The sequence below is a fragment of the Kordia sp. E genome (assembly GCF_056033805.1).
The window spans coordinates 1894840-1907616 of record NZ_JBRASR010000002.1; the positions used below are offsets into that span (position 1 = coordinate 1894840).

Consider the following 12777-nt stretch of genomic DNA (forward strand, 5'->3'; position numbering starts at 1 on the left):
CGGCTTTTTTGTTTTATAAAATTACTTTTTTCTATATAAAAATAAAGTAAACGGAATTGAGTTTGTTGATCTTATTTTGATCACTTTTTCCGCTTCCCATGCAGGAATATTGAAATCATGCGTAACAATTCTAGCGCCGACAGGTAATTCATTTTCTAACTTTAAGGAGAGTTGACCGAGAGAAAATCGTGTCAAGTATAAAATTAAAGCATTGGCATTGGATAAATCAGCGTTTAAGAAATCTTCTTCTATAATCTCAATTTGATTCGACATGTTTTCTTTCTGAATATTTTCAGTAGCAGATTCAATGGCTTTTGAAAATAATTCATAACCAATACATTTAACACTAGCGTACTTTGCAGCAGCAATCAAACTTCGTGCGTCGCCACAACCTAAATCAATAAGTGTTTCGCCATCTTTTAAATCTAAAAGGCGTAATTTTTCTTGAAGAACTTTATCAGGTGTTAACTCATAAGGTTCTGCTAGTTCAATAAGGGAAGTTTTCAAATATATCCAGTTTTAGGGGTTTATAGGGGAATGTAATTGTTTTTTTAAATCTTCAAAAGTGTCCGATAAGTAGAATGCGCACATACTTTTTAAACGAATAATTAATTCTTGATGTACAAATTCTCCTTGTTCATCAGTTCTCGCTAGGAAAGCTTCTACGCCATATTGAGAAATGATATGATAATCTTGTTCAAAATCAGGCATACCAGCCAATAAACCTTTTACAGCGGCTTTTAAATCGTCACAAAATAATAAAGCAACTTTATCTGCGACAATTTCCATTAATCTGGAAGTAATCAACAAATTTTGAGAATCATTTTCTTGCGATTTGTCTTTGCTAAAAGGATTCAAATTAAATTTCTCGCTAACTTCTACAATTCCTTGTCCTTTTTCTGCAACATTCGCAACTTGTTCTACACGATTTATAATCTTAGCATATTTTTCCACACTTGCAATGTTTCCAAAGATTTTACCAATATTTCCAACAAATGGCAAAACCGTTAATAACATACTTACCAGCGTAAACCCTTTGTCAGTTGCGCCACGCCAAACATCTGTTGAGGTGATTTTTGAATGTTCAAAGTACATGTGTGCCAATTCAATAGCAATTAAAAAAGTTAATGCATTTACTTCTAAATAGCGTATGTTTTCAGGTTCTAAAAAGTCAACACCTATCATTAGGAATGATGGTTTTCCTTCCACACCAATCACAGAAGCTGCATACGTACCACGTCCAATATAACATTCAGGAACGTTCATTTGCAACGCATAACAAATTGCGGTAATACGTTCCGTAATTTCAGGATAATTGTGTGTATTTAATCGATCTGAAAAAGAAATTACAGATTCATAATCTGGAGGATTCAATGCTGCAATAAAATTATTTAAAGAGTCAAAAAAACCTGTTGCATTTTTAAAACAACTTGGCACAACTTCCTTTAAAACTGTTGCTTTTTCCAGACGTTCATATTGATTTGAATGTTCAATAGTTGCTGTTGTCAATACTTTTGCTTGTAAAACATCTTGTATCACTTTTGCTTTACGCTGATGTACTTCATGATGTGTTAAAGCTTCAATACGCGATTGTTTCAACGGTTGTAATTCGGCAAGTTTATGCACCGTTTCAGAACTATCTTCTTCAAGCTGTTTTTGAATCGATAAAATTGCTTCAAGAATGGTAATTTTTAACTGTTGTCCACCTTCGCCTTCCAATAAATTGGTGGTATTTTTAGGTAATAAATCAGTAATGCTATCATCAGGAAGTGTTTCGTAAATCGTTCTGTATAAGGAAATTGCTTCTAAAAATCGTTCTGAATTGTTTAAATGTTTGGCATAATTCAGATTAAACTCAAATATGACTTCTGCCTTTTTTTCTTTCGCACTAAATAATTGATGAAAATGATTATGAAATTTAATTGTGTGCGTAGCAGTCTCCTTTTTTTGAAATGGTTGTAATAACTTTAATAACTGCTTTTGCTCTTCATATGAAAGTTGCCAATCGTTTACAATAGCAATTAAATTTTCGCCAAAACTATCATGCGCTTGTATGTGTGTTGAAAAAACTGTTGCAATAGCTTCTTGTTCTTCTTCTGTAACTTTTAATCGTTTTAAATGAAGAATTAAATCACTTTTCAATTCATTTCCTAACAAATCAGAAGTCGTACTTTGCAATTGAAATAAACGTGAAGCCAATGCTAAATGTGTATCTTTTTTATGGTATTTTTTAATTAAAATATCTCCAAAAACTCCAATGCGATTTCCGTTATTTTCAACAACTGGTAACAATTCATGATATAATGTATCATTCATGAATTCTGTGTAAAACGTCAATGAATCAGTTGTTACCTTATCTTTTCCTGTTTTATCTTCAACGGTAAAGCTTTCGCTAGAAATGTCAATGACAAGCATTTCGTTATCAGGTGATTTTCCAACAATAAGCGTTCGCACGGAAGTGATGACAACATACCAAATTGAATCTTTTGGATAGGTAATATTTTTATCTTTTGGCGTCAATTCACTAATGCCTAAAACACTCAATACATATTCCGATGGTTGTAACTGATGAAATATAAAATTCTTTGTTGTTAAATCAAGTGCTGGAACAAACGAAATTGCTTCTGAATTGTAAAGTGCATACAAATCATCATTTTGTTGAGCTAAAAGAAATTCTTGTAGTTGTATAAAAAAGGCTTGAGTTTGCAATTCAAAATCAGCTGCTTCTTTACGTTCTTCATAGGTTGAAGGATTAATTTCTAAGGTTTCGGCAACTATATATACAATAGATTCGTTTTGTAATAACTGTAAGCGAGAAGCGGTAATTACGCCTTTCTTTTCATTGTTTTCTCTTGAATAATCAACTGTAAAACCATTATGAACTTGTTTGAATGCGGCATCTGTAATCGTTGAAGTTTCAAAAAAAGTTGTCAAAGGCGATTTTAAATCTTCTATTGAAAAATCATTACGAATATAGAGCTTGGCAATAGTTTTCTTGTTTTTATCTTTTGATCCTTTAAAAAAGTTGAGCATAGGTATGTAAAATGACTTTTAAGAATAGAAAATTAAACAATTTTCTGCAGAACGTATGTTTTTTCATGTAAACACATCTAACATATATTGTTAGGTGTTCATTATCAGCAATGTAAGATTGTGGGTTATACCTTCAATTCATAAAACAGCGCTACTACTTATTGTGTTTAGAAGCACAACTGTATATATTTAATATTTAACCATTAAAATTTTATATCATGAAAAAAAAGAAATTAATCACAAAATTGTCATTAGGGAAAACAGATGTTTCTAATCTATCAAATATTCGTGGAGGTTATTATCCACCTTTAGAAACAGACGATTCTAGTTGTGATGGAAATGGAAGCGGCGGAAGCGGCGGAGCAAATAACACTAACCAAAGTGGAATTACATGCGGAAATTGTAGAACGGCAGCACATGTACTTTCTGATCCTTTACACTGTAGAACGTGTCATACAGGTTGTTAAAATGTTGTATAGTACATATAAAAAAAGCCATTCTATCAAGAATGGCTTTTGTATTTTATATATAAATTGTTGTTTAAAACAATCCGTGTATTTCTGCATCAATTTTGTTGATAACGCTTCCTAAATCTTCTGGATTATCTACAAAATCTAAATTGTCAACATCAATAATTAATAGCTTTCCTTTAGTATATTTTGTAATCCAAGCTTCATAACGCTCGTTCAATCTACTTAAATATTCAATACTAATTGAATTCTCATAATCGCGTCCACGTTTATGGATTTGTGCAACTAGTGTAGAAATATCTGCACGTAGATAAATTAATAAATCTGGTGCGTCCACTAATTTTTGCATTAATTCAAAAAGCGATTGATAATTTTCATAATCGCGATTTGTCATTAATCCCATCGCATGAAGGTTTGGTGCAAAAATGTGTGCATCTTCATAAATAGTACGATCTTGAATGATCTTTTTTCCGCTTTCGCGAATTTGTAAAACTTGTCGAAAACGACTGTTTAAGAAATAAATTTGAAGATTAAAACTCCAACGCTCCATTTGCGTATAAAAATCATCCAAATATGGATTATCTACAACATCTTCAAAATGAGGTTCCCATTTGTAATGTTTTGCTAATAGTTTTGTCAAAGTAGTTTTACCAGCGCCAATATTTCCTGCAATTGCAACGTGCATGTGATTGTGTAATTAGGTGTTTGCTTTAAAATCAGACTGTTGGATTTTACAATCGATTTTAAAAAGATTCGTTCTATTTATTCTTTTGTTGGTTTTTTGAGTTGAAACTGATACAATACAATTTCGTCGTAAATATACAAGATATCATTGTGAAGCGAAAACTGTTTTATGTCAATTCTGTCAGAAGGCAAATTTATAAGATAAACGTCTTCTTCAAAGGTGTAATATAATTTTTTTTCTTTCAAGAAGATTACTTCTGTATTTGTCATAGAAAAGTCTGTAACGCCTGTCACTTCTTGTTGCGTCAATAAACTTCCGTAAATATTATATGTATACAAAGTAGTCTCTGTAAGAATTCTACAATAATTGTAGTTGCTTTTTTGTGTAATAAATTTTTCTGGAATTGGTAAATTTTGGATCGGCGTTTTCTCTTGGACATAATTAAACACTTCCAATTGTTGCGTGTTTGTATCAAAAACCCATAAATTTCTATCGGTTGCTGTTGTGGCTGCAGCCAGATTTTTGAATTCGCCAATGACATTAAAATCAATTCGTTTGATTTCATTTAAGGTATTATCTAAAATGATAACAGTATTGAAATCTGCATAAAACAATGTAATTTTCAACGGATTTAGAATATCCACAGATGTAATTTCGCCTAATTGCAGATTATTATATTGCCATTCTTTTGAATCTTTCTTCTTCATCAGAATATTATCCTGAATCACGTACGAAGCGCCAAAATTGTCCATTCCTTCAAAATGATCAACCGCCAAACTATCTTGCTGTTGTAACGTAGCAGAAATCGTTTTCTGTCCGAATATACACATCGAACAACACAAGAAAAGACAAAGAATCACATATTTCATGATTGGCAAATTACAAAAAATGCGCCAAAGAAATTTAATTGTTTATTATTTAATAAATTAGAGCAAGAAATGAAATCATTTTTTAACTGTAACGAAACAATATTATGGAAGATAATAAAGAATTGATTGGAATTATATTCGCAATTGCTGTTGGTGCTTTTACAATTTTAGCAAGTATTTTTAACTGGGATTTTTTCTTTACTAATAGAAAAGCAAAATTTATAGTTAGTGTCTTTGGTCGGAATGGTTCACGTATTTTTTATGCATTAATTGGGCTTTTGCTATTCTTTTTTGCCTACAAAATGTATACGACTTAATGGTTGTAATTTTCTATGAATAATTGCTCATGATTATGTGAAGTTGAATTGAGTTCAGCTTTACGAACTCAGAAAAATTATCTGAATTCTCAGCTCTCACGACTCAATATTATTCTCAACAAATTAACTTATACCCAAAACCGCGTACATTCACAATTTGAATGGAAGTATCATTTTTCAACTTTTTACGAAGTTTAGTGATAAAAACATCCATACTTCGGGCATTGAAAAAATCATCATCTCCCCAAAGTTTATTCAAAATAAAAGTTCTATCCAATACTTCATTTCTTTTTTCAGTCAAATGAAAAAGTAATTCAGACTCACGATGTGTTAACTGTGCAATAGATTCATTATGAGTCAATTGTTGCTTAGTGTGATTGAATGTGTAATCTCCAATAGGAATTTGTGAATGATCTTGTTTTATATGAATTCGATCTAACAATGCATGAATACGAACAATCAATTCTTCCATGCTAAATGGTTTTTTCAAATAATCATTTCCACCATGTTGAAAACCTTCTACGACATCTTTTACTTGCGATTTTGCCGTTAAGAAAATAATAGGAATAGTCGGATTTTCTTGACGAATTTCTTGTGCCAATGTAAAGCCATCTTTTTTTGGCATCATCACATCTAACACTAATATTTCGGGACTTTCTTTTTGATATGTTTCATATGCTGCTACACCATTTTCGCATAAAAACACTTCAAAATCACGCGATTCTAAACTTTCTTTTACAATTTGTCCCAAAGCAGGTTCATCTTCTGCCAATAATAATTTTATCTTATTTTTTTTCACACGTTTAAATTTTAGTGATTATATAGTAAATTATTTATAAAATTGAGAACGTGTGCAACTGCTGCGCTCTCACATTAAAAATTTTAAATATTCACTTTTGTGAATGTATTTTTAAATTTTATTAATGTTCGTTTCATACGTGCAGTGTTATTTTAAAAATTGTATGTTTTGCATCAGGAATCAATTGAATCGTTCCGTTATGTTTTTCTATAATTTTTTTGGTGTAATATAAGCCAATTCCAAACCCTTTCACGTCGTGTGTGTTTCCTTTTGGAATTCTGTAAAATTTATCAAAAATCTTTTCTCGTTGCGATTTGTCAATTGTGTTGCCATTATCAATAACTGTAATTTCAACAGTTTCTAGTACTTTAGCAATATTTACTTCAATAGCATTTCCACCATATTTTATAGCATTGTCAATTAAGTTTGTAATCGCATTTTCAAAATGAAAAGGATCTAATGCTAATAATAATTCTTCTGTGTTACTTCTAAAAACAATTTCTTTTTCGGAATCTAGAGTTTGTTGTTTATCAGCGATTTTTTTTACAAAATCAACCACATTTAAAGACTCTTTCTTTAACAACAGATTTTCACTATCTAACGTAGCAGTCTCTAATAATTTCTCAACCATGATATGCAACTTTTTCAATTGCTTGTCAGAAATTGACAAGTATTTCTGAGCTTTTTCAGGATCTTTCAATGCATCAAAATGTTGAATAGCTTCCAAAGCTGTAGAAATGGTTGTAATTGGTGTTTTAAACTCATGTGTAATATTACTAATCAAGTCGTTTTTAATCTCTGCTAATTGCTTCTGTTTATTAATTACATTCAATAAATACAATAAGGAACTAATAATAGCAAGTGTAAGTAATGTAGAGAGTAAAATTCCCATCGAACTTTCTTTTAGAACAGCTTTTGAAATATTAGCATATTGTAATTCTAGTTTCTCATTAGGTGGTAAATACGCAGATTTTGCATAGGTTTTTAAAAATGTTGTTGGAAGTGAATCTACTTTTAACTCGTCAATAAGTTCTTTATTATTAAAACGTTTTAATTGATACGGAAGCGTAATTTGCTTTCTGTCAAACTCTACATCTAAAAATGATTGTAATTTTTTAAAGCTAAGAGAATCTTCTGAAATAGAAATATACAAAGACGAAACTTCATTGAATAAGCGAACGCTATCTTTATATTTTTTTAAGTTATTACTAAATTTTGAAAATTTTGCGTGAATTGTTGATTCTGCGGCGAGGAGAATAGAGTCAATAGTTTCGTGTGGATATGGCATACCTTCTGGTACATGAGCTTCAACAATAATTGTATCACCATTATTATAATTTAGATGATTGGATCTATTCAGGATAGAATCTATATCCATGCTTCTAAACTTATCAAATGTTGGTAAATTACCCAAATTGGAAGCGTCCATAGATACAAACATCACTTTATCTTTCTTAACAATATCAGCATAATACGCTTCTACTGCATTATCCAAACTTATCTGAACCTGATTGATGAACTGTTGTTTATTTACCTGATAGTTTTTATAATTCCAATACACTTGCACCGCAACCGTAATTGCAATGGTTGTAATAATGAAATATAAAATCCAATTAGCGCGTTGTTGCTTCATTTGTATCTATTTACATTCCAAATGTAAGAAGTTCTTTAGGATAAAAAACAATCGCTTAACACTCGTTAACAAAAAATAACTTTTGTAAAATGACGATCTAATGACGGAAAAAATAAACATAATTGTAAGTAAATTATATTAAAAAATAATATATCTTAGTTTGTTTTTTAATTTTTAACCTTTAAAATGAGACAATTTATGAGAAAATTATTGTTGTGTGTATGTGTATTACAATTTATTTTGATAGGATGTACGCAAGAAGAAACTTGTTATAGTTGCGACGAAAGTGTAGATGCTTTTGTGAAAGAAAACCTAAAGGCGATTCAACAAATGGATCGCGCAGAAATTATCACCTATTCAGACGAACAACAACGAGCCATGTATAGGTTATTATCCCCTGACAGAAAAAAAGAAATATGGAAAGATAAATTCGGACAAATAAATTCCTTAGATTTGAGTGAAGACGAACGTGCTTTACTAAATAAATTTGAAGATTTTGTCAATAAAAGCGACTTTTCAACTTCCATAACACAAAAAGAAAAATACTATTTAAACAGCTTACGCGATGAAGGAATGCAAAAGTTCAATTGGTCGCAACGTTTTGTAGTAAGTGCATTTGGGTATTTAGAAAATATTGATAGAAACGGAATCATTATACAAAATACGAACGCCACAGAAGATGCATTTGACCCAGGAACACCAAAATGTGACTGCGATTGGGGATTTGGTTGTTTAGATGGTCCATGTGATAAAAGAAAAGATACTTGTGAGATAACACAAACTGATTGTGGTTGGTGGTGGAATGACAAGTGTATTGGTTTATGCAGTCCAGAGTTAGGATAATTATGAAAAAAGAAACGAGAAAAAAATACCTTAGATATTTTTTAAATTCCTTATTAGGAATATGTATTTATCTTTTTTTTGGTGTGATTTTCAATGGAAATAATACAAAAATGTTTCCAGCAATTTGTTTGACATTTTTTTTCGTAGCTTTTTGGATGGCAAGAAAAGAGCAATCTATAGCGCGCGATATTAGTTTATTCTTTCTAATGACCTTAAATATAGTATTAGTATTTATTTTTTCTGAAAGATTAGCAACTACAGCTGGGACAATTTTGTATATAATAATGATACCAGTAAGTGTACTTTTAGGAAGCTGGACCCAGAAGAAGAAATTAATGATTATCTACTTTATAGTATTTATTTTCTTTATAAGTTATGCTGCGAGACCAAATTTAATTCATTATTACAGAAACACAGATGCATTTCAAAATAAAAAACTTCCAAGCATAGCTTTTTATTCATTAAATCAAGAGCAAATAAACTTTGATACGGAAGTAACTGTTGTCGATCTGTGGTCAACAACATGTGGTGTTTGTTTTGAAGAGTTTCCAATATATGAAAAGCTAAAGCAAGAATTTGAAGGAAATTCCAAGATAAAATTTTATAGTGCAAATGTTCCGTTAAAACGCGATACTCGTGAAAAAACATTGGGCATTATTAAAGAACTCAATTATGATTACGAAACGGTATTTGCAGAAAAATTTGAAATGATTCGAGATAGTTTGGGAATCAATGGTTTTCCGCATTTACTCATTGTCAAAAATGACACGATTCGCTATTTGGGCGATATGGAAACGGATCGTAAAATTGTATTGACAAACACTCGAAATGTCATCAAAAATATACTTGAATAAAATATCAACATATAGTTGACTCTAAAAGGAGGCTGTTTAATTTTTTTAAATAGCCTCTTTTTTTCTTGCTTAACACTCGTTAACGTTCGTTAACCAAATAAAAATCTTTTCTCGCTCATATTTGTAACATCAAAAAACTAAAAAATAGCTAATACATATGAAAAATTACGCACAATCAATTATTGTATTTGTCTTCATCTTGGTCAGTACACTAGTAAATGCACAAGAGTTTCAAGGTGAAGCGACATACAAAACAAGTCGCAAAATGGATTTCAAAATGGACGATAAAGAACATCAAGGAATCGATGATGATATGAAAAAGAAGCTAAATGAAATGTTGCAAAAGCAGTTTCAAAAAGAATACAAACTTACCTTCAATTCTTCAGAGTCAATCTATAAAGAAGTAGGGAAATTAGCTGCGCCACAACCGAGTAGCGGTGGCATGCAAGTTATGGTTATGGGAAGTAGTGAATCGAACATATTATATAAAAATATAAAGGAAAAACGGTACACTAATCAAGAAGACATTTTCGGAAAAGTTTTTCTAATAAAAGATTCACTAAAAAATAAGGAATGGAAAATGGGTACGGAGACAAAATTTATCGGACAATATCAATGTTTTAAGGCAACGCGAACTATTGAAATGGAGAAAATGGAATCCATTTCATTTAATGATACTGATGAAGAGCCAAAAATAACCAAAGAGGAAGTAACGCTAACTGCTTGGTATACGATGGAAATTCCGGTAAATTCAGGTCCAAGAATGTATGGAGGATTACCAGGTTTAATATTAGAAGTAAATGACGGTTCGGAGACAATTATTTGTAGTAAAATTGTATTAAACCCTAAAAATAAAGTAACCATAAAAGAGCCAACAAAGGGTAAAAAGGTAAACCAAGAAAAATTTGAGGCAATCATGAAGAAAAAGTCAAAAGAAATGATGGAACGTTATAGAGGTAACGGAAGAGGTGAAGAGACTATGACAATTAAAATTGGCGGATAAAACATTAAACTATGAAATTATACTTAAGAAAATACAGCTTATATATGCTTCTTTGTGTATTTGTGAGTATTTCTACAATACAGGCACAAGTTGCAACAATTCCTTTTGAAAATGATAATTTGATGTTTATTAAAGTAACGGTAAATGATCATTCAGAACCATTAAACTTTGTGTTTGATACTGGCGCATCAACAATTGTGTTAGATGAAACTGTTGCTAAGCAATTAGGAGTAGAGGCTAATTATCAGCAAGAAGCAGGAGGCGCAGCAGGAACAGAAGTATATAATGTTGCTTTGTCGCAAACATTACACATTCAGGATATTACACTTGCTAATACACATATGGTTTTGGTAGATTTATCGCGATTGTCTAAAAGAGGAGATCAAAAAATTGATGGAATAGTTGGAGCAGATATTATGCAAAAATTTGTTACACGACTCAACTTTGATGAAAGTCAAATTGAACTTTACAAAAGTGTAGATGATATTGAAAATGTGAATGAATATAAAGCATTACCTGCATCATTAGATTTTGCAAATATACCTCAAGTTAAACTCGAATTTACACTTGAAAATAATCAAAAGTTTAATGGAGAATTTCTTTTTGATTCTGGTGCAAACATGACATTTCTACTAAATACACCTTTTGTAAAAGAGCAAAAAATTGAAAGTACTATTGGAAAAACGATTGAAAACAAAGCAGAAAGTTTAACAACTTCATCAACGTTTAAAATAGGGAAAATAGCCAGCTTAAAACTTGCTGATTTTGAATTTGGAGAAATGCCAATAGACTTATCAAACAGTAAATCAGGTGTGATGGCTTCTGAAGCATATGCTGGAATTTTAGGTGTGAAAATTATTAATCGATTCAATTCAATATTAGACTACAAAAACAAGAAGATTTATTTAAAACCCAATAAAACATATACAAATGAATTTGAATTTCCATTAAGTGGAATTTCCATAGAAAAAGAAGCTGAAAAAATTCAGATTTCAAATGTAGTTAAAGATTCTGAAGCCTTTACAAAAGGAATCCGTGAAGGCGATGAAGTAGTATCTATTGATGGTAAGAAACTATCAGATATAAAATTGTATCGAAAACTTTTAAAACAAAAAAACAAAAAAGTTGAGCTCATTTTAAAAGACAAAAACGGAAGTGCTAAAACGATTATCATCACACTAAAACGTCTCATCTAAATTGAATTTAGTTAAAAATTAAGACAATTTTAACAGAACTTAATTAAACTCAAACGGAAAAGTTAGGTCTAAATGATGTTAAAAGTGTAACTTTTCACTAAGTTACATACTAATTATCAAAAGAGTTAAAAAAATAAACACCTAACAAGAATGAAACGTATTTTAATTTGGAGCTTACTTATATGTACAACAGGTATGTTTGCTCAAGGTTTTCAAGGAAAAGCATACTATCAGTCAAAAACGACGATGGATACGAACTGGGGCGGAAGACAAATGTCTGAAGAACAGAAAAAACGAATCGCTGACCGAATGAAAGGTTTCTTAGAAAAAGTCTACATTTTAGACTTTAGTCAGTCAGCATCAACATACAAAGAAGAAGAAAAAATTGAAGCGCCAGGACAAGGTGGAGGAAGAGGTTTTGGACGTATGATGATGGGAAGTTTTTCTCCTGGAAAACAATACAAAAGCGTTAAAGATGGTGTCATGATGGAATCTAAAGAGTTCTTTGGAAAAGAATTCTTAATCAAAGATAGTTTGCCAAAGCTCGAATGGAAAATGGAAGGAGAAACTAAGCAAATTGGAAAGTATCTATGTTTCAAAGCAACTGCCTTAAAGAAAGTTGATGAGTTTGATTTTAGAAGCATGCGTAGAAGACGTAACAATGATAATAAAGACAAAACTGCTGAACAGAAAAAGCAAGATTCTATAAAAGCAACAAATGATCCAATGAGTCAAGTTGAAGTGCCTAAAGAAATATTAGTAACTGCTTGGTATACATTAGATATTCCCGTAAATCAAGGTCCTGGAGAATATTGGGGATTACCAGGCTTAATCTTAGAAATAAACGCATACAAAACAACAATTCTATGTTCTAAAATTGTAATGAATCCTGATGAAAAAGATCCGATTGAGGAACCAACAAAAGGAAAAGAAGTTACACGTACAGAATACAATGATATTGTGAAAAAGAAAATGCAAGAAATGCAAGACATGTATCGCGGACGCGGACGTGGCGGTAGAAGAGGAGGAAGAGGATAAAACCAAATCCAAACCAAATCTCTAACTAATCAGAGAA

The 12777-nt window shown here is 31.1% G+C and carries 13 protein-coding genes; 7 read left to right on the plus strand and 6 right to left on the minus strand.

The window, feature by feature from the left end:
* Positions 1 to 21: 21 nt before the first annotated feature.
* Together ACUUYC_RS11555 and ACUUYC_RS11560 are read right to left on the minus strand one after the other, a co-directional pair.
* The gene (locus ACUUYC_RS11555; protein ID WP_474265991.1) at positions 22 to 507 is read right to left on the minus strand and encodes an SAM-dependent methyltransferase; all 486 of its coding nucleotides are present in this window, start codon (positions 505 to 507) and stop codon (positions 22 to 24) included.
* 12 nt (positions 508 to 519) lie between these two features.
* Positions 520 to 3033, minus strand: a complete 2514-nt coding sequence (locus tag ACUUYC_RS11560; RefSeq protein ID WP_474265993.1) for a M48 family metalloprotease — start codon at positions 3031 to 3033, stop codon at positions 520 to 522.
* 218 nt (positions 3034 to 3251) lie between these two features.
* Between ACUUYC_RS11560 and ACUUYC_RS11565 the strand changes: the two genes are divergently transcribed.
* Entirely contained in the window at positions 3252 to 3500 is a 249-nt protein-coding gene (locus ACUUYC_RS11565) for a hypothetical protein (RefSeq protein WP_474265994.1), read from the plus strand.
* A 73-nt stretch (positions 3501 to 3573) separates the two neighbouring features.
* On the opposite strand, the gene ACUUYC_RS11570 is transcribed toward ACUUYC_RS11565, so the two are convergent.
* Both ACUUYC_RS11570 and ACUUYC_RS11575 read right to left on the minus strand, forming a co-directional pair.
* Positions 3574 to 4188, minus strand: coding sequence for a deoxynucleoside kinase (locus ACUUYC_RS11570; protein ID WP_474265995.1), 615 nt, complete (start codon positions 4186 to 4188; stop codon positions 3574 to 3576).
* A gap of 77 nt (positions 4189 to 4265) precedes the next feature.
* Complete coding sequence (locus ACUUYC_RS11575) at positions 4266 to 5018, minus strand: hypothetical protein (RefSeq protein WP_474265996.1); 753 nt, start codon at positions 5016 to 5018, stop codon at positions 4266 to 4268.
* Between the two features lie 143 nt (positions 5019 to 5161).
* Between ACUUYC_RS11575 and ACUUYC_RS11580 the strand changes: the two genes are divergently transcribed.
* On the plus strand, positions 5162 to 5374 hold the full coding sequence (locus ACUUYC_RS11580; protein WP_474265997.1) for an immunity 17 family protein: 213 nt from the start codon (positions 5162 to 5164) through the stop codon (positions 5372 to 5374).
* A gap of 115 nt (positions 5375 to 5489) precedes the next feature.
* On the opposite strand, the gene ACUUYC_RS11585 is transcribed toward ACUUYC_RS11580, so the two are convergent.
* Both ACUUYC_RS11585 and ACUUYC_RS11590 read right to left on the minus strand, forming a co-directional pair.
* Positions 5490 to 6173, minus strand: a complete 684-nt coding sequence (locus tag ACUUYC_RS11585; protein ID WP_474265998.1) for a response regulator transcription factor — start codon at positions 6171 to 6173, stop codon at positions 5490 to 5492.
* 133 nt (positions 6174 to 6306) lie between these two features.
* The gene (locus ACUUYC_RS11590; protein WP_474265999.1) at positions 6307 to 7806 is read right to left on the minus strand and encodes a sensor histidine kinase; all 1500 of its coding nucleotides are present in this window, start codon (positions 7804 to 7806) and stop codon (positions 6307 to 6309) included.
* A 198-nt stretch (positions 7807 to 8004) separates the two neighbouring features.
* Between ACUUYC_RS11590 and ACUUYC_RS11595 the strand changes: the two genes are divergently transcribed.
* The 5 genes from ACUUYC_RS11595 (at position 8005) to ACUUYC_RS11615 (ending at position 12740) form a co-directional block, all read left to right on the plus strand.
* On the plus strand, positions 8005 to 8649 hold the full coding sequence (locus ACUUYC_RS11595) for a bacteriocin fulvocin C-related protein (protein ID WP_474266000.1): 645 nt from the start codon (positions 8005 to 8007) through the stop codon (positions 8647 to 8649).
* Positions 8650 to 8759: 110 nt separating this feature from the next.
* Positions 8760 to 9503, plus strand: coding sequence for a TlpA family protein disulfide reductase (locus ACUUYC_RS11600; RefSeq protein WP_474266002.1), 744 nt, complete (start codon positions 8760 to 8762; stop codon positions 9501 to 9503).
* 157 nt (positions 9504 to 9660) lie between these two features.
* The gene (locus ACUUYC_RS11605) at positions 9661 to 10506 is read left to right on the plus strand and encodes a GLPGLI family protein (protein WP_474266003.1); all 846 of its coding nucleotides are present in this window, start codon (positions 9661 to 9663) and stop codon (positions 10504 to 10506) included.
* Between the two features lie 11 nt (positions 10507 to 10517).
* A complete protein-coding gene (locus tag ACUUYC_RS11610) occupies positions 10518 to 11702 on the plus strand; it encodes a retropepsin-like aspartic protease (RefSeq protein ID WP_474266004.1) in 1185 nt (394 codons plus the stop codon).
* 150 nt (positions 11703 to 11852) lie between these two features.
* A complete protein-coding gene (locus ACUUYC_RS11615; RefSeq protein WP_474266005.1) occupies positions 11853 to 12740 on the plus strand; it encodes a GLPGLI family protein in 888 nt (295 codons plus the stop codon).
* Positions 12741 to 12777 lie beyond the last annotated feature (37 nt).

What these genes read in the sequence shown, in the direction of transcription:
- ACUUYC_RS11560 (WP_474265993.1), bottom strand. Translation starts at nt 3,033, where the DNA reads ATGCTCAACTTTTTTAAAGGATCAAAAGATAAAAACAAGAAAACTATT.
- ACUUYC_RS11565 (WP_474265994.1), top strand. Translation starts at nt 3,252, where the DNA reads ATGAAAAAAAAGAAATTAATCACAAAATTGTCATTAGGGAAAACAGAT.
- ACUUYC_RS11570 (WP_474265995.1), bottom strand. Translation starts at nt 4,188, where the DNA reads ATGCACGTTGCAATTGCAGGAAATATTGGCGCTGGTAAAACTACTTTG.
- ACUUYC_RS11575 (WP_474265996.1), bottom strand. Translation starts at nt 5,018, where the DNA reads ATGTGTATATTCGGACAGAAAACGATTTCTGCTACGTTACAACAGCAA.
- ACUUYC_RS11580 (WP_474265997.1), top strand. Translation starts at nt 5,162, where the DNA reads ATGGAAGATAATAAAGAATTGATTGGAATTATATTCGCAATTGCTGTT.
- ACUUYC_RS11590 (WP_474265999.1), bottom strand. Translation starts at nt 7,806, where the DNA reads ATGAAGCAACAACGCGCTAATTGGATTTTATATTTCATTATTACAACC.
- ACUUYC_RS11595 (WP_474266000.1), top strand. Translation starts at nt 8,005, where the DNA reads ATGAGAAAATTATTGTTGTGTGTATGTGTATTACAATTTATTTTGATA.
- ACUUYC_RS11600 (WP_474266002.1), top strand. Translation starts at nt 8,760, where the DNA reads ATGTTTCCAGCAATTTGTTTGACATTTTTTTTCGTAGCTTTTTGGATG.
- ACUUYC_RS11605 (WP_474266003.1), top strand. Translation starts at nt 9,661, where the DNA reads ATGAAAAATTACGCACAATCAATTATTGTATTTGTCTTCATCTTGGTC.
- ACUUYC_RS11610 (WP_474266004.1), top strand. Translation starts at nt 10,518, where the DNA reads ATGAAATTATACTTAAGAAAATACAGCTTATATATGCTTCTTTGTGTA.
- ACUUYC_RS11615 (WP_474266005.1), top strand. Translation starts at nt 11,853, where the DNA reads ATGAAACGTATTTTAATTTGGAGCTTACTTATATGTACAACAGGTATG.